We start from the raw sequence: 16,615 nt of genomic DNA, 5'->3' as shown, positions 1-16,615 counted from the left end.
GTCCATTCCGCGCGGCGCCGAGGGGCCCTGCTCAACGCCTCCCGCGAAGGCGTTCCCCGCTCACGTTCGAGCCGCGGGGCGGCGACCGTGGGGCGCGGCGGGAGAGGGCCAGGGGAACAGGCGCCGGGCGACCCGGCCCAGCCGGGCGCGCAGGCCCACCCGGAGCGTCTCCAGGACCGGCTCGGCCCCGTCGGCGGCATAGTGCAGCATGAGCGGCAGCCGCGCGTCGACGGTCCAGCCGTTCTCGGTGATCCGCGCCTTCAGCAGCCAACTGCCCGTGGGCCGCCCCGAGTTCAGGGCGGAGAGGTCGAGCCGGGCCATGGCGTGGTGGACCAGGCGCACCCCGCCGCGGCAGGGCCGCTCCTCCAACTGGCGACCGTCCACCGGCAGGAAGAACTCCTCCCCGCCGTCCTTGCGCCGGACGACGACGTCGAGCCGCGCCCTGGCGAGGAGGTCGCTCACCTCGAGCAGGACCGGATCGAGGCCGTCCACGGGGAGCACCAGCCGGTGCCGGCCGTGGGCGGCGTCGAGCGTGACGGGCTGGTCGCCGGACTCGAGCGCGGCGGTGACGGCCAGCGTGAGGACGGCCCCGTCGACGTGGCGACGGTCGATGCGGGCCCGGACCCGGATACCCGCCTCCCACTCGGCGAGCCGGCGCAGGTCGGGCAGCCGGTCCTGCTCGGCGAGGGCGGTGATCGCCCGCTGCAACGGCGGCAGCCCGGCGGCGACGCCCGGCGCGAAGCGCTCCCGGATCACCTTCCCCGACTCCAGCGCCACCTGCGCGGCCCACTCCTCCGGGGCCTCCAGCAGCCGCTTGCCGCGCAGCCGGCTGGTGATCTCGTTGCGCAGCCAGCGCCGGTGCAGCCGGTCGCGCAGCGGGCCCGGCTCGACGTGCGCGTCGACGATGTCCAGCACCTCGCGCAGGTTGGTGAAGTAGCCGGCCGGATCCAGCCGGTGGGCCGTCAGGTTTCCCGCGTCCTGCCGCCGTTGGTGGTGGTAGCAGACGTAGTCCGACAGCACGCACGTGCGCCGGGACAGCAGCAGCGCCCGGACCACCATGGCGTGGTCCTCCAGCCGGCGGCGCCCCTCGGGGAAGCGGATCTGGTGCTCGTTGAGGAAGGACCGCCGGAACAGCTTGTGCGAGGTCAGGCTGTCGATCAGCGGCGCGTTGGCCAGCGTCGCCCTGGGCCGGTTCTTCCGGAACAGCTCGCGCGGCACCGAGCGCCCGTGCCCGGCCATCTTGCCGATCACCATGTCCGCGTCGTTGGCGGCGGCGTAGGCGTACAGGCGCTCCAGTGCCTCGTCGCCGAACCAGTCGTCGTCGTCCGCGAAGAAGACGTACTCGCCGCGGGCGTGGGCGACCCCGACGTTGCGCGGCCGGGACGGCCAGCCGGAGTTGTCTATGTGGACGACCCGCAGGTGCGGGTGGGCGGCGGCCAGCTCGTCCAGCCGGCTCCCCGTGCCGTCGGTGGAGCCGTCGTCGACGAAGACCGCCTCGAACTGCCCGGGCGGCAGGGACTGCCGCAGCAGCGAGGCGATCAGCTTCTCCAGGTGCGGCCCGGAGTTGTAGGCCGGAACCACGACACTGACCTTCGGAGCAGTCATGATCTTCTTCTCCGTCGAGTTGACGAACCGGTGGGCGGACCCCGATCGATCGTGGCCCAAGGAGTGCACCTCGCGCTGTCCGGTCCGTGTCTGCGATGTTACGGAGGCCGTTCCGTCCACATGCCAGTCACCCGCCGCCTGAGATCCAAACGCTTCCACCGGTCGCCGGGTTGCCAGGTCCGGAGCGGAGACATCGATCCGGCCCGGATTTGTGTGAGCCGAGACTACCCAGGGTAAAGCGAGATCATGGGATCGTTGCGTACCTCGCCGCCACCGCCCCGGGCCACCGAACTCCAGCGTTGGGCGCTCGGCAGCGGCGCCGAGTTGCGCGGCCTCCGCGCGTCCCTGCACGAGGCGCTGACCGGCCACGCCCTGCGGGCCGGCGAGCAGCTCGACGACATCCCGGAGCGGGTGGTGCTGGTCGCCACCGAGCTGGCCACCAACGCCCTGCAGCACGGGCTTCCGCCGACCACCGTACGGCTGCTCTGCGCGGACGACGTGTTCATCCTCGACGTCGCCGACCACGACCTGAGCACCGTGCCCGAACTCGCCGACACCCGCCCGCTCGGCGCCGGCGGCCGGGGCCTCCAGCTCGCGCGCGCCTTCTCCCTCGACGTCGGCTGGTACGCCACCTCGCACGCGAAGCACATCTGGGCGTCCTTCCCCCGGGAGGCCACGCACGACGGGTGAGGCGGGCCGCGTGCGGCGGTAGGGGTGGGACACCGGCCCCGTGCCGGCGCTCACGCCCGCTCCGACTCCCGGCGGCGGTACGGTTTCCCGGCGGAGCCGCACCGGCCAGGCCGGCCGCCGGCACCGGGCAGAGCAGGAACGACGGAGGGACGCCCGTGCCGGACGCCGACGAGCTGATCGCCGACGCCCTCGCGGCGGCGCGCGGCGCCGACGTACGCACGGCGGAGCGGCAGCTGGACCGGCTGGTCGTCGGCGGCGGGATCGCGGGCGGCATGACGGCGGTGGACGCCGCCCTGGTGGCGCGGCTGGTACGCGGCGTGGGCCGGCTGTGGCCCGGGGCTGGCAGCCGGCGGACCTGGCGCGGATCGCGACCCGGCGGCTCGGCCCGGCGGCCGGGCGGCTCGTCGCGGACATCGCCGCAGCCCAGCGCCGCGGGCAGCCGGGCCCGGTGCCCGGCTGGTGGGACGACCAGCTCGCCGGCCTCGACGCGACCGTGTGGTGGGACGACGACGGCGGATACCTCACCGCCTGGGCCGCCCGGCAGGGCACGGACCGGATCGCGGCCCTGCGCGACGCGGTCGAGGTGTTGGCGCTGGTGGAGAGCCTGCCCCCGATCGCGGTGCTGCGCCCGCCACCCGGCGTGGCCGGGCAGGTGGCGGCGGCACCGGCCGGTGGCAGCGGCTCACGGATCCTCGACCGGGTACGCGCCCTGCTGGCCAAGGCCGAGTCGACCACCTTCCCCGCCGAGGCGGAGGCGCTGACCGGCAAGGCGCAGGAGCTGATGAGCCGGCACAGCATCGGCGTCGCCCTGGTGGCGGGGACCGCCGAGCGGGCCGACCTGCCCGGCGGGGTGCGACTCGGCACCGACCCGCCGTATCCGGGGGCGAAGGCGCTGCTCGTGCAGGAGGTCGCGGCGGCGAACCGGTGCGAGTCGATCTGGTCCGACGACCTCGGCTTCGCCACCGTGCTCGGGTTCCCGGCCGACCTGGCCGCCGTCGAACTGCTCTACACCTCGCTGCTGGTGCAGGCCACCGCCGCCATGCTGCGGGGCCGGACCGAGCGCCGGGGCGGCGGCCGGCGCACGAAGGCGTACGACGAGTCGTTCCTGAACGCGTTCGCGCTGCGGATCGGCGAGCGGCTGCGCGCGGCGGCCGACGAGGCGAGCCGGGAGGCGGCCCGGAACGAGGGCTCCGCGCGGCTGCTGCCCGTGCTGGCGGCCCGCACCGACGCGGTGCGGGAGCGCCTCGACGACCTGTTTCCCGGGGTCACCCGCAAGCGGCTGACCGTCTCGGACGAGGAGGGCTGGTCCTCGGGCACCTCGGCCGCCGACCGGGCCTCGCTGGCCCCCGGCGCAGGCCCGCCCCGCCCGGTGCGCGGCGGCCACCGTCCCGCCCGCTGACCTGCCGCGCGTGTCGGTGGCGCCAGCGGGCGCCCGGCCGGCAGGATTCGGCTGACATTTCTTTCCGCCGGGTGTCGGATCCGTGGCACCCGCTCCGACCCCTCACCGGGACGCGCCGACGGGGCGCGGCCGAGAGACGCGAGGAGTACCGCCGTGAAGTACATGCTGCTGATCTGGAACCGCCCCGGCTTCGTCGAGGGGCTGTCGGAGGAGGACCGCAACGCCATCTTCGGCGGGGTCGACGAGATCATGAAGGAGCTGACCGAGTCCGGTGAGCTGGTCGGCGGCCAGGCGCTGGCCGACCCGTCGCAGACCCGGACCGTCCGGCTGGTCGGCGACCGGACTGAGGTCACCGACGGGCCGTTCATGGAGAGCAAGGAGCAGTTCGCGGGGTACCTGACGGTGGACTGCGAGTCGCCGGAGCGGGCCGCCGAGATCGCCGCCCGCTGGCCGGACGTCCGGATGGGGTTCGGCGTACTGGAGGTCCGGCCGCTGATGGACGACGCCGGGACCGAGATGTGACCGGTCCCGGCCCGACCGTCGAGGACCTGCTGCGCACGCTCGCGCCGCAGGTCCTCGGCCTGCTCGTCCGCCGGCACGGGCAGTTCGACGCCTGCGAGGACGCCGTGCAGGAGGCCCTGCTGGCCGCCGCGACCCAGTGGCCCGCCGACGGTGTGCCGGAGCACCCCCGGTCGTGGCTGGTCACCGTGGCGACCCGCCGGCTCACCGACGCCTGGCGCAGCGAGCGCGCCCGCCGGGACCGCGAGGTCGCGGTGGCCGTCCGCGAGCCGGCGTACGCGGGAGTCGCCCCGCCACCCGACGAGGAGCCGCCGGCCGGCGACGACACGCTGCGGCTGCTGTTCCTGTGCTGCCACCCGGCGCTGAACCGGCCGGCGCAGGTGGCGCTGACGCTGCGCGCGGTGGGCGGGCTGACCACCGCGCAGATCGCCCGCGCGTACCTGGTGCCCGAGGCGACCATGAGCCAGCGCATCCGGCGGGCCAAGCAGCGGATCGAGGCGGCCGGCGCCCGGTTCGCCATGCCGTCGCCCGCCGAGCGGGACGAGCGGTTGCGCGCCGTGGTCCAGGTGCTCTACCTGGTGTTCAACGAGGGGTACACGGCGTCCAGCGGGCCGGACCTGCGGCGCGCCGAGCTGACCGGGGAGGCGATCCGGCTGGCCCGGGAGCTGCACCGGCTGCTGCCCGACGACGGCGAGGTTGCCGGGCTGCTGGCGCTGATGCTGCTCACCGACGCGCACCGGGCGGCGCGGACCGGGCCGGACGGCGAGCTGGTCCCGCTGGCCGAGCAGGACCGCGGCCGGTGGAACCGGACCGAGATCGAGGAGGGGACCGCCCTGGTCACCGAGGCGCTGACCTGGTCGCCGCCGGGGCCGTACCAGCTCCAGGCGGCCATCGCGGCGGTGCACGCCGAGGCGCCGAGCGCCGCCGAGACCGACTGGCGGCAGATCACGGCCCTGTACCGGCTGCTGGCCCGGGTCGCCCCGAACCCGATGGTCACCCTCAACCAGGCCGCCGCGGTGGCCATGGCGGACGGTCCGCGGGCCGGGCTGGCCCTGCTCGCCCCGCTGGACGACGACGAACGCACGGCCGGGCACCACCGGCTTTACGCCGTCCGGGCCCACCTGCTGGAGCTGGCCGGCGAGCTGGCCGCCGCCAGGGAGGCGTACCTGGCGGCGGCCCGGGCCACGACGAGCCTGCCGGAACAGCGCTACCTGGAGGTGCGAGCGGCCCGGCTGGCCGATCGGCGATAGGCGCGACGGCCGGCGGAGAACACGCTGATCGGCGGCGGCGTGGACGCCCGGCGGATGGCTCCGCCGGACGCACCGGCGAGGCCGGTTGGGTCAGGCGCGGCAGTCCCGGGCCAGCCTCGGCGGGATGTCGACGAAGGTGTCGCCCATCCACTTGGCGGGGCTGCTCGACCGGGCGCCCGCGTCGAGCCGCCGCGCAATGTCCGCGATCAGGGCCTCGATCCGCGGGTCCTCGGCCCGGCCCGCCTGGTCGCGTACGTCGTCGGCGAGCCCGGCGAGGGTCCGCTTGAGCCGCGCGTTCAACTCCTCGGGGGTCGCCTCGTCGCGCGTGGCGGCGGCCGAGTCCGCGGCGAGCCTCCTGCTGCCGGCGAGGATCAGCTTGTCGACCGCGCGACACACCTGCTCGGTGTTGGCGGCCGTGACGGCGGTCGGCGACCCGGACGGCGTCGGCTCGGCAACGGTCGGCGCCACCGCCGCGGTGCTGGTCGGGGCGGCGGCGGGCTCCCCCGCGCCGTCCTCGGCCGGCTGGCAGCCGGCGGCGACCGCCGCCACCGCCACGACGACGACGGCGGTACGCAGCGTGGACACGGCGTGACGAGACATCTTCTCCCCGTTCGGTTGTGGAGGATCCAGCATGCCCGCCGGGTCCGAGGCCGGCCGACCCGGCCACGCCGCGCGGCGGGCGCGTCGTGGCCGGGGTCGGCCGGCCTCGGGCGGATCGGACACGACGCGCCGGACCGACGTGGGTCGGCCCGGCGCGTGGTGAGCGGTCGCGAGTCAGCTCCGGAAGGCGTCCTTGATCTTCTCGCCGGCCTGCTTGAGGTTGGCGGCGGCCTGGTCGTTGCGCCCCTCGGCCTCCAGCCGCTCGTTGTCGGTGGCCCGCCCGGCGCCCTCCTTCAACTTGCCGGCGGCGTCCTCGGAAGCGTTGGCGATCTTGTCGTCGATACCCATCGTGAACCTCCACTGCCGTGGTCTGCCTGTTCCCGTACGCCCTTCAGGTACCCCGCCCCGGACGCCCCAACCATGCCCGCCTGTCCCCCCCTCCGGCGGCGGTCATGGAGTTGGCGGCGGTTCCAGTGCCCGAACCGGCCGCCAACTCCATGATCGTCGGGATCACGCCACGGCGCGGAAGCGGCGCAGGCGGAGGCTGTTGGCGACGACGAAGACCGAGGAGAAGGCCATCGCCGCGCCCGCGATCATCGGGTTGAGCAGGCCGGCGGCGGCCAGGGGCAGGGCGGCCACGTTGTAGGCGAAGGCCCAGAACAGGTTGCCCTTGATGATCGCCAGCGTGCGGCGGGACAGGCGGATCGCGTCGACCGCGGCGGTCAGGTCGCCCCGGACCAGGGTCAGGTCGCTCGCCTCGATCGCCACGTCGGTGCCCGTGCCCATCGCCAGCCCCAGGTCGGCCTGGGCGAGCGCGGCCGCGTCGTTGATCCCGTCGCCGACCATCGCCACCGTCCGCCCCTCGGCCTGGAGCCGCCGGACCACGTCCACCTTGTCGGCCGGCAGCACCTCGGCGATCACCTCGTCGATGCCGACCTCGGCCGCCACGGCCCGGGCCACGATGGCGTTGTCGCCGGTGAGCAGTACCGGGGCCAGGCCGAGCGCGCGCAGCCCGGCGACCGCCGCCGCGCTGGTCGGTTTGACCACGTCGGCCACCGCGAGCACACCCCGGGCGCCGCCGTCCCAGCCGGCCAGCACCGCCGTCCGGCCGGCGGCCTCCGCGTCGGTCACGGCCCGCGCGACCTCCTCCGGTACGTCGAGTCCGCGCTCGCGCAGCAGTCGCGGCCGGCCGACGGTCACCTCGCGGCCGTCGACCGTCCCGGTGACGCCCAGCCCCTCGGCGTTGGCGAAGCCGGTGACCGGGGCGAGCGGGCCGTCCTCGGCCGCCCCGGCGGCGACCGCCCGGGCGATCGGGTGCTCGCTGGCCGCCTCCAGCGCCCCGGCCAGCCGCAGCAGCTCGGCGGCGTCCTCGCCGTCGGCGGGCAGCACGTCGACCAGGGTCATCCGGCCGGTGGTCACGGTGCCGGTCTTGTCCAGCACCACCGTGTCCACCCGGCGGGTGGACTCCAGCACCTCCGGCCCCTTGATCAGGATCCCGAGCTGCGCGCCCCGCCCGGTGCCGACGAGCAGCGCGGTCGGGGTGGCCAGGCCGAGCGCGCACGGGCAGGCGATGATCAGCACCGCGACGGCGGCGGTGAACGCGGCCGTCGGCCCGGCCCCGGCGCCCAGCCACCAGCCCAGCGCGCCGACGGCGAGGGCGATCACGATCGGCACGAACACCCCGGAGATCCGGTCGGCCAGCCGCTGCACGGCCGCCTTGCCGGTCTGCGCCTGCTCGACCAGCCGCGCCATCTGGGCGAGCTGGGTGTCGCCGCCGATCCGGGTCGCGGTCACCACCAGCCGGCCGCCGGCGTTCACGGTCGCACCGACCACGGTGTCGCCCGGGCCCACCTCGACCGGCACGGACTCGCCGGTGAGCATGCTGGCGTCGACGGCCGACGTGCCCTCGTCCACCACCCCGTCGGTGGCGATCTTCTCGCCGGGGCGGACCACGAACCGGTCGCCCACGGCGAGCTGGTCCACCGGGATCCGGGTCTCCACCCCGCCGCGCAGCACGGCGACGTCCCTGGCGCCCAACTCCAGCAGGGCCCGCAGCGCCGCACCGGCGGTGCGCTTCGACCGGGCCTCGAAGTACCGGCCGGCGAGGATGAACGCGGTCACCCCGGCGGCCGTCTCCAGGTAGATGTTGCCGGCCCCGTCCGTGCGGGTGATGTCGAGGCGGAACGGGTGGGTCATCCCCGGCATGCCGGCGTCGCCGAGGAACAGCGCCCAGAGCGACCAGCCGAACGCGGCGAGGGTGCCGATCGAGACGAGGGTGTCCATCGTCGCCGCGCCGTGCCGCAGGTTGATCCACGCGGCCCGGTGGAGGGGCAGGCCCCCGTAGGCCACCACCGGGGCGGCCAGCGTCAGCGACAGCCACTGCCAGTAGTCGAACTGCCAGGCCGGGACCATGGCGAGCACGATCACCGGCACGGTCAGCGCGACCGACACCCACAGCCGGGTACGCAGCCCGCGCAGCTCGTCCGCCGGCTCGGTGGCTTCCCGCTCGACACCGGCGGGCGCCGGGGGCGGCGGCACGGCGGCCGTGTAGCCGGTCTTCTCGACGGTGGCGATCAGGTCGTCCGGGGTGACGCCGTCGGGGTACGAGACGGCGGCCTTCTCGGTGGCGTAGTTGACCGTGGCCGTCACGCCGTCCATCCGGTTGAGCTTCTTCTCGATCCGGGCGGCGCACGACGCGCAGGTCATCCCGCCGATCGCCAGCTCGATCCGGTTCGGCGCGACCCGCAACGGTCTCGCGGGCAAAGTCATCGCTGCCCTCCTGTCAGTCGTGGCCGTGACCGGGGGCGCCGTGGCCGGCGCCGGCGGTCGGGGTGGCGGTGGCCGTCGGGGTGCCGGCGGTCGCCGCGTCGCCCGTTCCGGGGACGACGACGGTGAACTCGGCCGTCCGCACCGCGTCGCCGTGGCGGAAGTCGAGGTAGAGCCGGTAGGCGCCGGCCGCGGGGAACTCCGCGGAGAACGTCACCGCGGGCCCGGCCGGGGTCCGCCCGTCGCCGGGTGCCCCCTCGGGATGCACGTGCAGGTAGGCCAGGTCCCCCCGGCGCAGCGCGACCAGGTGGCCGTACGCACCGAGGTAGGGCTGGAGGTCGGTGACCGGCGCGCCGTCCCGGCTCACGGTCAGGGTCAGCTCGCTGGCGTGGCCGGGCCGTGGGACGCCGGCCAGGGTGACGGTGTAGCCGTCGACGGTGGCGCTGGTCGCCGCGGCGGGCAGCGGCCGGGCCTCGAGCGGGCCGGGCACGATGACGTCGACGCCGAGGGTCAGCGCCGGGCCGCCGGTGGGGGTGAAGTCGGCGAACGCCCGCCAGACGCCGGCGCCGGCGAGCGGGGACGCGACCCGCCAGGTGCCGTCCGGGGCCATCTCGGGGTGCACGTGGCGGAAGCCGGACAGGTCCCGGCGGGCGACGATCAGGTGCATGCGCCTGTCGTGCGCGACGTCGTACCGGGTGACCGGCCGCCCGTCCGGGCCGGTGATCCGGAAGACGAAGTCGCCGGCCGGCGCCTCGGCCAGCGGGGTGAGGGTGTAGCCCTGGTCCGAGACGAGCAGGCCGCCCGGCAGGTGGGCGGCGACGCCGGCGGGTGCGTGGGCGTCGGCGTGGCCGGGGCTCACCCCGGCGGGGTCGTCGTGGGCGGTGTCGCCGGTGTCGTGGCGGGTCTCGGCGGCGGGGGCGACGGGGCCGGCGACCTGGCCGACCCCGTACGCCGCGCCGAACACCGCCGCGAGGCCGAGAGCGAAACCGCTCAGCTTCGTCGCCGTGTTCATCGTGGCACCTCGTTCTCCGGGTCGAACGACGTCACGCGCCGACGAGGTCGTACCCGGCCTCGTCGACGGCGGCGCGCACGGCGTCGGTGTCCAGCGGGCGCTCGCTGGTGACGGTGACCCGGCCGGTGGCCAGGTCCACCTGGACCTCGCTGACGCCCTCGATCGCGCCGACCTCGGCGCTGACCGCGTTGACGCAGTGCCCGCAGGTCATGCCCTGCACCTGGTACGTCGTGGTGACCATGGAACCTCTCCTCTCACCGCGCCCCATGATACCCCCCGGGGGTAAGAGCGGGGCGCACGTCGGCCTGCTCACGCTACCGGTACCCGGTGGGGGTATCGGCGCCACGCTCGGACGGTACCATACCCCCCAGGGGTACGCTATCCTCGTTCGCATGACCGGACCGACGCCCACCCCCGTCCGCGGGTACACCGCCAGCAAGGACCAGCTGCTCGCGCGGCTCCGCCGCGTCGAGGGCCAGGTCCGCGGCATCGAGAAGATGGTCGACGAGGACCGCTACTGCATCGACGTGCTCACCCAGATCTCGGCGATCCAGGCCGCCCTGGACAAGGTCGCCCTCGGCCTGCTCGACGGGCACGCCCGGCACTGCATGCACGAGGGCGCCGCCGAGGGCCGGGCCGACGAGATGGCCACCGAAATGATGGCCGCCGTCGGCCGCCTGATGAAGCGCGGCTGACCCGCGGGAGTGGCGGCCGGTGGCCGCCGGCCCCGCCACGCCCGCGTCAGCCCTCACCAAGATCATGCTCGATCCGGGAAGCAGTGGCCTCCGAGCGGCTCGGAGGCCACTGCTTCCGCGTTCAAGCACGATCCTGCGCAGCGGCACCCGCTCCGAGGCGCACCCGGCGCAGCAGCTGGGCGTTCAGCGCCACGACGATGGTGGACGCCGACATCAGCACCGCGGCGGCGGCCGGACTCAGCGCCACCCCGGCCCGCGCCAGCGCGCCGGCGGCCAGCGGCAGCGCGACCACGTTGTAGCCGGCCGCCCAGGCAAGGTTCTGCACCATCTTCCGGTACGACGCCCGGGACAGCCGGATCACCGCGGCCACCGCGCGCGGGTCGGACGAGGCGAGCACCACCCCGGCGGACTCGATCGCCACGTCGGTGCCGGCCCCGATCGCGATGCCCACGTCGGCCCGGGCCAGCGCCGGGGCGTCGTTCACCCCGTCGCCGACCATCGCCACGGTCAGCCGTCGGCGCTGGAGGTCGGCGACCTTCTCGTCCTTGTCGGTCGGGAGCACCTCCGCGAAGACCTCGTCCAGCCCGGGCCGGAAGCCGAGGTCGGCGGCGACCGCCCGGGCCACCGGAGCGGCGTCCCCGGTGATCATGGCGATCGTCCCGACCCCCAGGGCGCGCAGCTCGTCGATCGCGGCCCGGGCCTCGGGGCGTACCTCGTCCGCCAGGGCGAACGCCGCGAGCACGGTGCGGGGCAGGCGGACCAGGTGCAGCACGGCGGCACCGCGGGCCGCCCAGTCCGCGGCGGCCCGGTGCAGCTCGGCGGGAAGGTCCGCACCCACCTCCCGCAGCAGGGCCGGCCCGCCCACCGCGTACGCCGTACCGTCGATCGTCGCCTGGACCCCCCGCCCGGGCAGCGAGCGGAACCCGGTGGCCGGTGCGGCCCCGCCGGGCGGCCCGGCGGCCGCGACGATAGCCCGGGCCAACGGGTGCTCGCTGTCGGCCTCGACCCGGGCGGCCAGCCGCAGCGCCTCGTCCTCGCCGGTCCCCGCGACGGCCGCGACACCGGTGAGCACGTGCTCGCCCCGGGTCAGCGTCCCGGTCTTGTCGAACAGCACCGCGTCGACGGTGCGCATCCGCTCCAGCGCGAGCCGGCTCTTGACGAGGACGCCGGAGCGCGCCGCGACCGCCGTGGAGAGCGCGACGACCAGCGGGATCGCCAGGCCGAGCGCGTGCGGGCAGGCGATCACCAGCACGGTGACGGTCCGCACGACGGCCTCGTCGGGGCGGCCGAGGGCGGTCCAGACCAGCACGGTCACGACGGCGGTGGCGGTGGCCACGTAGAACAGCCACGCCGCGAAGCGGTCGGCGAGCACCTGGGCCCGGCCGCTGGAGCGCTGCGCCTCGGCGACCATCCGCCGGATGCCGGCGAGGGTGGTCTCCTCGCCGAGCGCCCGCACCTCCACCCGGACCGCCGAGTCGGTCGCGACCGTGCCGGCCACGACCCGGTCCCCCGTCGACCTGGCGACCGGGCGGGACTCGCCCGTGATCATCGACTCGTCCAGCTCGGCCGCGCCCTCGACCACCCGACCGTCGGCGGGCACCCGGCCGCCGGGCCGGACCAGCAGCACGTCCCCGACGCGCAGCCCGGCCACCGGGACCCACTCGGTGTCGCCGTCCGGCCCGACCCGCTCCGCCTCGTCCGGCAGCAGGGCGGCCAGCGCGGCGAGCGATCCCCGGGCCTGCCCGACCGCCTTCATCTCCTGCCAGTGCCCCAGCAGCATGATGGTGACCAGCGCGGCCAGCTCCCACCAGAAGTCGAGCCCGAACACGCCCGCGCTGGCCGCCAGCGAGGCCGCGTACGCCACGGTGATCGCCATCGCGACCAGCAGCATCATCCCCGGCGCCCGGTCGCGCAGCTCGCGAACCGCCCCGGCCAGGAACGGCCAGCCGCCCACCAGAAGACCACCGAGCCGAGCGCCGGGCCGATCAGCGACCGGCCGGGAAACTCCGGCCGGTAGCCGAGCCACCCCGCCACCAGGTGGCTGGTGGCCACGATCGGCACGGTCAGCGCCAGGCACAGCCAGAACCGGCGACGGAACATCCCGGGGTCGTGCCCGGCGTGCCTGTCGTGGCCCATGTCCCCAACATGCCCGTTCAGCCGACCCGCCGCCGGCCGAACCACCGGCGGAACGGCGTGCAGCCCTGCACCGGCAGGTGGGGGTGGCTACGATTCCGGGGCGATGGTCATCCGGATCCTCCCCCCGGCCGCCCCGCCCGTGCGGAGCGACCATCCGTGGTGGGGCCGGACGGCGCGGACCGGGGAACCGCCGGGGCCGCCGGCCCGTGTCCCGCGCTGACACTGTTTGGAGACCGTGGATGGGTGCCGACCACAGCCGACCCGCTCCGCCCACCCCGCCCCGGGTGCGGCGGATCCTCGTCGCGACCGTGGTCCCGCTCTTCGCCCTCACCGTGATCGCCGCGCTTCTCCTCTGGCCGGGCGGCGGCGGCCCGGACACCGACGACGCCGCGGCCGTACCGCGCTACCACGGCACGGTGACCCGGGTGGTGACCGAGCCCTGCCCGCCGCAGCCCGAGAGCCCGGAGGGTGGGCCCGGGGCGGCGGAGGGCCCGTGCGGCACGGTCACCGTCCGGGTCGAGCAGGGGCCGGACGCCGGGCAGCAGGTCGAGACACCGATCCCCACCGGCCCGGGCGCCCCCACCGTCGCGGTCGACGACCGGATCGTCCTGGTACGGCTGACCGACCCGGCGGACCCGGCGGCGAGCAGCTACAACATCGCGGAGCACCAGCGCGGGAAGCCGCTGGCCTGGCTGGCGCTGGTGTTCGCCCTGGCGATCGTCGCGTTCGGCCGCTGGCGGGGGCTGGCCGCGCTGGCCGGCCTGGCCGCCAGCTTCGCGATCCTGCTGACCTTCGTGCTCCCCGGAATCGGCGACGGCGGGTCGCCGCTGCTGATCGCGATCGTCGGCTCCGCGCTGATCATGTTCGTGGTGCTCTACCTCACCCACGGGGTCAGCGCGCAGACGTCCGTGGCCGTCCTCGGCACCCTGGGCAGCCTGGTGCTCACCGGCGTCCTCGGCACCCTGGCCACCGCCGCCACCCACCTGACCGGGTACGGCACCGAGGACGCCACCACGCTGTCGATGTTCCGGGGCGACGTGGACCTGCACGGGCTGCTGCTCGCCGGCATCATCATCGGCTCGCTCGGCGTGCTCGACGACGTCACGGTGACGCAGGCCGCCACGGTGACCGAGCTGGCACACGCCAACCCCGGGCTCTCCCGGTTGCAGCTCTACCGGGCGGCCACCCGGGTCGGGCGGGCGCACATCGCCTCGACCGTGAACACCATCGTGCTGGCGTACGCGGGCGCGTCGCTGCCGCTGTTGCTCCTGCTCACGGCCGATTCCCGGCCGGTGACGGAGCTCCTGACGAGCGAGTTCCTGGCACAGGAGATCGTCCGCAGCGCGGTCGCCACGCTGGGCCTGGTCGCCGCCGTACCACTGACGACCGGCCTGGCCGCGGTGGTCACCGCGGCCGGCCGCGCCGACCCGGACCGCGCTGCGGCCGACGACCCGCCCGCCGCCGTGCCGGCCTCGCGTACGCCCGTCGCCGGCGGCCGTCCCAACCAGCGGGAGTTGGCGCTGGAGGCGTTGAGCGGGGGAGGGGCCCCGGACGGGCCGGGCCGCCCGAGGCCCGGGCGAGGAGACCGAGAGGGGAGCACGGACGCCGCATGGTGACACTACTCAACGTGACCGCTCCCGGCGCGCAACGTGCGAAACGCGTCACTGATTACCGAAAGCAATTACGAAATGACGCACTTTGCGGACTTCCGGGCGTAGATCCCCAGGAGGACCGTCAGGTAACCTCGCTGCCGGTCACCGCCGAAGGCGCGCAGCGGCGTCTGCGGTGCCACCGCCAAATCGCCGCGAGGCGAGCCGGGGAACCAGGTACCCGGGGTGAATCCGCGACCGCGGTAGGGGCCACTTCCGCCCCGAACCCGTCAGCTAACCCGGTCGGCGGACGACGGAAGGGAACACTGTGACGGCACCCCTGCGCCGCTGGTTGACACCCGTGATGGCCGTGCTCGCGGCCCTGGCGATCGTCGCCGGGCCGGCCGCCCCAGCGATGGGCGAGCCCTCCGGCCCCACCCCGTCCGGGCACGAGGAGGACGACGAGCCCCAGCTGATCACCGAAGTCATCGAGGCCGCCAACCGCGAGTACAGCCAGGCCAAGGCGAAGCTGACGAAGTCCAAGCAGCGCCAGCAGCAGTACGCCCTGGAGGTGCAGCGGGCCCAGGACGAGCTGGAGGCCCTCGCGCCGCAGGTCAGCGAGCTGGCCGCCCAGGCGTACCGGACCGGACGGGTCGGCGCCATGGCGGCGCTGCTGGAGAGCCGGAATCCGGACTCGTTCGTCCAGCGCGCGTCCGCCCTCGACCAGCTAAACATGATCAACGCGCAGAAGCTGGCCAAGGTGAACGCGGTCAAGACCGCGGCGGAGCAGGCCAAGCTCGCGCTCGACGTCGAGGTCCGCGAGCAGCAGAAGCAGACGGCGATCATGGCCAAGAAGAAGTACGACGCGGAGAAGGCCCTCGCGCTGGTCGGCGGCGAGGGCTTCACCGGCGGGCTGGTCAACGCCACGTCCCCGGTCGCCAGGATGGCGCCGGGCCGCACGGCGGACGGCGGCTGGCGTCCGGAGTCGTGCAGCGAGAAGGATCCGACGACCTCGGGCTGCATCACCCCGCGCACGCTGCACGCGTACAGGGAGGTCAAGCGGGTCGGTTTCAACCGCTTCGTGGGCTGCTACCGGCCAGGCGGGCCGTGGGAGCACCCGAAGGGCCGCGCCTGCGACTGGTCGCTGCAGAGGAGCGGCTTCAGCCCCTGGCACAACAACGACACCCGGATGTACGGCAACAACCTCGCCGCGTTCCTCATCCGCAACGCCGACCGACTGGGCATCTACTACGTCATCTGGAACCGCCAGATCTGGTTCCCGGCGACCGGGTGGAAGTCCTACAGCGGCCCGTCCAACCACACGGATCACGTACACATGTCGCTGCTGTAGACGCCGTCACGCCGACGAGGGCCGTCCCGTGCGGGACGGCCCTCGTTCGCGTCGGGCGCGGCGGCGGCCGCCTCTCGGGCGCCCAGGACGGGCCAGCCGGCGGGCCGGCGGCCCGTTCCCGTGCGGCCGGGGCGGGTCAGGCGGCGGCCGGCGGCCGGGCCGCACCGCCAGCCGGGGATTCGGCCGCATCGGCTCCCGCCCCGACCGGCACCGCGGCCACCATCCGCGCCTCGCCCGCGCTGAGCCGGTACGACAGGCCGACGACCGCGCACCGCCCGGCGGCGACCTCGGCGGCCAGCACGGACGAGCGGGCCAGCAGCGCCTCGACGGTGTGCGCGATGTGGATGTCGACGATTCCGTCGAGGTCCTCGACCCCCCGCTCGGCGGCCCGGCCCAGGCTGGGCAGCACGGCGTCCACCACCGCCCCCAGGTGACCGGCCGGTGCCACGCCCGTGCTCGCGGCCGCCCTGGCCGCCTGCACGGCGCCGCAGGAGTCGTGCCCGAGCACGACGACCAGCGGGGTGCCCAGCACGGTCACCGCGTACTCGACGCTGCCCAGCACCTCGGGGCCGGCGGTGTGCCCGGCCGTGCGGACCACGAAGAGGTCGCCCAGACCCCGGTCGAAGATGATCTCGGCGGCCAGCCGGGAGTCGGAGCAGCCGACGATCACCGCGAACGGGTGCTGGCCGCCCGCGAGGGCGGCCCGGTGGTCGGCGTCCTGGTTCGGGTGGTGCGGCGTGCCGGTGACGAACCGGCGGTTGCCGGCGAGCAGTTCGGCGAGGGCCTGCTCCGGAGTGGGCGGGGAGCCGGCGGCGGGCTCACGGCCGGTCGACCGGGGAACCGTTTGAGTCATTGGAAATCCTGCCTGTTGCATGCCCATCACCTCGCGCTTCACCCGTCGGCCGCGGCGCCGATCGTGGCGGACGCGCCGTCGCCCCACCGTCACACGCAGCCAAAGGCACGTCAAGCATTACGTGATATGCATTTCATACGTTGAGCCGGG

General features: G+C 75.2%; 16 protein-coding genes and 1 riboswitch. Of the genes, 7 read left to right on the top strand and 9 right to left on the bottom strand.

Annotated elements, in window-relative coordinates; translation table 11 throughout:
• Nucleotides 1-60 precede the first annotated feature (60 nt).
• Nucleotides 61-1,665, bottom strand: coding sequence for a glycosyltransferase family A protein (locus tag JD77_RS15125; RefSeq protein ID WP_246140676.1), 1,605 nt, complete (start codon nt 1,663-1,665; stop codon nt 61-63).
• A 186-nt stretch (nt 1,666-1,851) separates the two neighbouring features.
• Here JD77_RS15125 and JD77_RS15120 point away from each other — a divergent pair, with 186 nt between their 5' ends.
• The 4 genes from JD77_RS15120 to JD77_RS15105 all read left to right on the top strand — a co-directional run bounded on the left by JD77_RS15120 (nt 1,852) and on the right by JD77_RS15105 (nt 5,463).
• On the top strand, nt 1,852-2,295 hold the full coding sequence (locus tag JD77_RS15120) for an ATP-binding protein (RefSeq protein WP_145774973.1): 444 nt from the start codon (nt 1,852-1,854) through the stop codon (nt 2,293-2,295).
• Between the two features lie 328 nt (nt 2,296-2,623).
• On the top strand, nt 2,624-3,694 hold the full coding sequence (locus JD77_RS15115; RefSeq protein WP_246140675.1) for a DUF2786 domain-containing protein: 1,071 nt from the start codon (nt 2,624-2,626) through the stop codon (nt 3,692-3,694).
• 162 nt (nt 3,695-3,856) lie between these two features.
• Nucleotides 3,857-4,216 carry a YciI family protein gene (locus JD77_RS15110; RefSeq protein WP_246141291.1) on the top strand — a complete coding sequence of 120 codons (360 nt, stop codon included), beginning with the start codon at nt 3,857-3,859 and terminating at the stop codon, nt 4,214-4,216.
• Nucleotides 4,213-5,463: an RNA polymerase sigma factor gene (locus JD77_RS15105; RefSeq protein WP_145774971.1), complete on the top strand. Its 1,251-nt coding sequence runs from the start codon at nt 4,213-4,215 to the stop codon at nt 5,461-5,463. Before JD77_RS15110 ends, JD77_RS15105 begins: the two co-directional genes overlap by 4 nt.
• Before the next feature lie 90 nt (nt 5,464-5,553).
• Here the strand turns inward: JD77_RS15105 and JD77_RS15100 are convergent, their stop codons facing one another.
• The 5 genes from JD77_RS15100 to JD77_RS15080 all read right to left on the bottom strand — a co-directional run bounded on the left by JD77_RS15100 (nt 5,554) and on the right by JD77_RS15080 (nt 10,082).
• The gene (locus tag JD77_RS15100) at nt 5,554-6,096 is read right to left on the bottom strand and encodes a hypothetical protein (protein ID WP_211372572.1); all 543 of its coding nucleotides are present in this window, start codon (nt 6,094-6,096) and stop codon (nt 5,554-5,556) included.
• Between the two features lie 141 nt (nt 6,097-6,237).
• Nucleotides 6,238-6,411 (bottom strand): CsbD family protein, encoded by a 174-nt coding sequence (locus JD77_RS15095; RefSeq protein WP_145774969.1) that lies wholly within the window; start codon nt 6,409-6,411, stop codon nt 6,238-6,240.
• A 162-nt stretch (nt 6,412-6,573) separates the two neighbouring features.
• Nucleotides 6,574-8,832 (bottom strand): heavy metal translocating P-type ATPase, encoded by a 2,259-nt coding sequence (locus JD77_RS15090; RefSeq protein ID WP_145774968.1) that lies wholly within the window; start codon nt 8,830-8,832, stop codon nt 6,574-6,576.
• A gap of 13 nt (nt 8,833-8,845) precedes the next feature.
• Nucleotides 8,846-9,841, bottom strand: coding sequence for a hypothetical protein (locus JD77_RS15085; RefSeq protein WP_145774967.1), 996 nt, complete (start codon nt 9,839-9,841; stop codon nt 8,846-8,848).
• A gap of 31 nt (nt 9,842-9,872) precedes the next feature.
• Nucleotides 9,873-10,082, bottom strand: a complete 210-nt coding sequence (locus JD77_RS15080; protein WP_145774966.1) for a heavy-metal-associated domain-containing protein — start codon at nt 10,080-10,082, stop codon at nt 9,873-9,875.
• A gap of 151 nt (nt 10,083-10,233) precedes the next feature.
• Here JD77_RS15080 and JD77_RS15075 point away from each other — a divergent pair, with 151 nt between their 5' ends.
• On the top strand, nt 10,234-10,536 hold the full coding sequence (locus JD77_RS15075) for a metal-sensitive transcriptional regulator (protein ID WP_145774965.1): 303 nt from the start codon (nt 10,234-10,236) through the stop codon (nt 10,534-10,536).
• Nucleotides 10,537-10,657: 121 nt separating this feature from the next.
• Here the strand turns inward: JD77_RS15075 and JD77_RS15070 are convergent, their stop codons facing one another.
• Both JD77_RS15070 and JD77_RS35490 read right to left on the bottom strand, forming a co-directional pair.
• The gene (locus tag JD77_RS15070; RefSeq protein ID WP_425463570.1) at nt 10,658-12,490 is read right to left on the bottom strand and encodes a copper-translocating P-type ATPase; all 1,833 of its coding nucleotides are present in this window, start codon (nt 12,488-12,490) and stop codon (nt 10,658-10,660) included.
• On the bottom strand, nt 12,427-12,672 hold the full coding sequence (locus JD77_RS35490; RefSeq protein WP_425463569.1) for a hypothetical protein: 246 nt from the start codon (nt 12,670-12,672) through the stop codon (nt 12,427-12,429). Before JD77_RS35490 ends, JD77_RS15070 begins: the two co-directional genes overlap by 64 nt.
• Nucleotides 12,673-12,911: 239 nt before the next feature.
• On the opposite strand from JD77_RS35490, the gene JD77_RS15065 reads away from it, so the two are divergent.
• Both JD77_RS15065 and JD77_RS15060 read left to right on the top strand, forming a co-directional pair.
• Nucleotides 12,912-14,288, top strand: coding sequence for a YibE/F family protein (locus JD77_RS15065; protein WP_145774964.1), 1,377 nt, complete (start codon nt 12,912-12,914; stop codon nt 14,286-14,288).
• Nucleotides 14,289-14,454: 166 nt separating this feature from the next.
• Nucleotides 14,455-14,585: riboswitch (cyclic di-AMP (ydaO/yuaA leader) on the top strand.
• A gap of 4 nt (nt 14,586-14,589) precedes the next feature.
• Nucleotides 14,590-15,612 carry a coiled-coil domain-containing protein gene (locus JD77_RS15060; protein ID WP_145774963.1) on the top strand — a complete coding sequence of 341 codons (1,023 nt, stop codon included), beginning with the start codon at nt 14,590-14,592 and terminating at the stop codon, nt 15,610-15,612.
• 136 nt (nt 15,613-15,748) lie between these two features.
• Here JD77_RS15060 and JD77_RS15055 read toward each other — a convergent pair whose 3' ends face one another.
• Nucleotides 15,749-16,465, bottom strand: coding sequence for a carbonic anhydrase (locus JD77_RS15055; protein ID WP_145774962.1), 717 nt, complete (start codon nt 16,463-16,465; stop codon nt 15,749-15,751).
• Nucleotides 16,466-16,615 lie beyond the last annotated feature (150 nt).

Source organism: Micromonospora olivasterospora (genome assembly GCF_007830265.1).
Classification (GTDB): Bacteria; Actinomycetota; Actinomycetes; order Mycobacteriales; family Micromonosporaceae; genus Micromonospora; species Micromonospora olivasterospora.
This window is presented reverse-complemented; position numbering and strand designations above follow the sequence as displayed.

What these genes read in the sequence shown, in the direction of transcription:
- JD77_RS15120 (WP_145774973.1), top strand. Translation starts at nt 1,852, where the DNA reads ATGGGATCGTTGCGTACCTCGCCGCCACCGCCCCGGGCCACCGAACTC.
- JD77_RS15110 (WP_246141291.1), top strand. Translation starts at nt 3,857, where the DNA reads ATGCTGCTGATCTGGAACCGCCCCGGCTTCGTCGAGGGGCTGTCGGAG.
- JD77_RS15100 (WP_211372572.1), bottom strand. Translation starts at nt 6,096, where the DNA reads ATGCTGGATCCTCCACAACCGAACGGGGAGAAGATGTCTCGTCACGCC.
- JD77_RS15095 (WP_145774969.1), bottom strand. Translation starts at nt 6,411, where the DNA reads ATGGGTATCGACGACAAGATCGCCAACGCTTCCGAGGACGCCGCCGGC.
- JD77_RS15090 (WP_145774968.1), bottom strand. Translation starts at nt 8,832, where the DNA reads ATGACTTTGCCCGCGAGACCGTTGCGGGTCGCGCCGAACCGGATCGAG.
- JD77_RS15085 (WP_145774967.1), bottom strand. Translation starts at nt 9,841, where the DNA reads ATGAACACGGCGACGAAGCTGAGCGGTTTCGCTCTCGGCCTCGCGGCG.
- JD77_RS15080 (WP_145774966.1), bottom strand. Translation starts at nt 10,082, where the DNA reads ATGGTCACCACGACGTACCAGGTGCAGGGCATGACCTGCGGGCACTGC.
- JD77_RS15075 (WP_145774965.1), top strand. Translation starts at nt 10,234, where the DNA reads ATGACCGGACCGACGCCCACCCCCGTCCGCGGGTACACCGCCAGCAAG.
- JD77_RS35490 (WP_425463569.1), bottom strand. Translation starts at nt 12,672, where the DNA reads ATGGGCCACGACAGGCACGCCGGGCACGACCCCGGGATGTTCCGTCGC.
- JD77_RS15065 (WP_145774964.1), top strand. Translation starts at nt 12,912, where the DNA reads ATGGGTGCCGACCACAGCCGACCCGCTCCGCCCACCCCGCCCCGGGTG.
- JD77_RS15055 (WP_145774962.1), bottom strand. Translation starts at nt 16,465, where the DNA reads ATGACTCAAACGGTTCCCCGGTCGACCGGCCGTGAGCCCGCCGCCGGC.